General features: G+C 39.4%; 1 protein-coding gene and 1 pseudogene. Both read left to right on the plus strand.

Features of this window, described 5'->3' with window-relative positions; translation table 11 throughout:
• Nucleotides 1–267 precede the first annotated feature (267 nt).
• The gene (locus F6K13_RS33725; RefSeq protein ID WP_275670415.1) at nucleotides 268–654 is read left to right on the plus strand and encodes a Uma2 family endonuclease; all 387 of its coding nucleotides are present in this window, start codon (nucleotides 268–270) and stop codon (nucleotides 652–654) included.
• 448 nt (nucleotides 655–1,102) lie between these two features.
• Nucleotides 1,103–1,274: pseudogene (locus F6K13_RS33730) on the plus strand (molybdopterin molybdenumtransferase MoeA); the annotation flags it as partial.

Genomic DNA, 1,274 nt, shown 5'->3' on the forward strand with positions numbered 1-1,274 from the left:
CTAGCTGGTCGGATTTTTGAAGATGAATATGATTTGGCGATGGCTGTTATAGAGGGTGTAGAAGCTCGCGCTCAACAAGACCAACATACCACAGAACGTTTTCTATTTAATTCTGCCTAGCTACTTACTACTAACTCCTTAGACACTTTTCTCCAACAACCCAATATCGAAACTTCTCCTGCTTGGGAATTCATCCATGGACAATCCAAACAAAAACCGATGCCAACTCTGTTTCATTCCCGCCTCTAACTAAACCTCGTCAACACCATTAATAATAAAACCCAAGCTTATGAAGCCATTCAAGAACTCAGGTGCATCATTCCTCCCTTATCTCCTGTGCCAGATATTGTGGTTGTAAAAAGCGATCGCCTTGGTGATGAAGACGGTCCACTGCAAGGTTCACCGGACTGGATAATTGAAATTCGTTCCCCAGACCAAAGCACATTAGACCTACAGAACAAAATTCTTCACTGTTTGGGTAACGGAACTCAGCTTGCTTGGTTAATTGATATTCAGCGACAGCGAATCTGGGTTTGGGAAAACCAAGAACTACCATTGGTCTTTACTGGAACTGAGATACTCCCCACTCTTGACAATATCTCAGATTTGACAGTGGAAAAAGTAATCGCTATGACCCAACAACGATCAAGCTAGGTTAACCTTAAGGAAACACAACAGTAAAATGAAAAAAATTATTTTCTAAAGCTCAAAAAAAATTTCCCTGGTTGATGGGATTGTATAAGGAAAAAACTGATGATAGTATGTAATTATTGGGATGCTTTCGCCCTTACGCATGACTTGTTATTCAATAAAGAAACACAACCAAGAAAGCGATCAGACTCTTGAGCAAACATAAAACAACTAAAAAGCGATCGCCAACTCATTGTGAACGCCTACAAAAAAATCCCTGGTTGATGGGATTGTATAAGGAAAAAACCTATGATAGTATGTAATTATTGGGATGTTTTCGCCCTTACGTATGATTTTTTATTCAACTAAAAATCAAGAGAAACTAGAGACCCTTCAACAAGAACAAAAACAACAGAAAAAGGAAGTCAAATACAATCTATAATCAAAATAGTCCAAATCTTATAGATTGAAAATGCTACCAGTTGACCAAGCAGAGTCAATCATTTTAAACCTAGTACAACCCTTAAATACCCAGAGGGATGTAGAAACAGTAGACCTCTTAACCGCATCGGGGCGCATATTAGCCACCCCAGTCACCAGTAAGGTTGATTTTCCCCACTGGGATAATTCAGCAATGGACGGCA

Source organism: Okeania sp. SIO2B9 (assembly GCF_010672505.1).
Classification (GTDB): Bacteria; Cyanobacteriota; Cyanobacteriia; order Cyanobacteriales; family Microcoleaceae; genus Okeania; species Okeania hirsuta.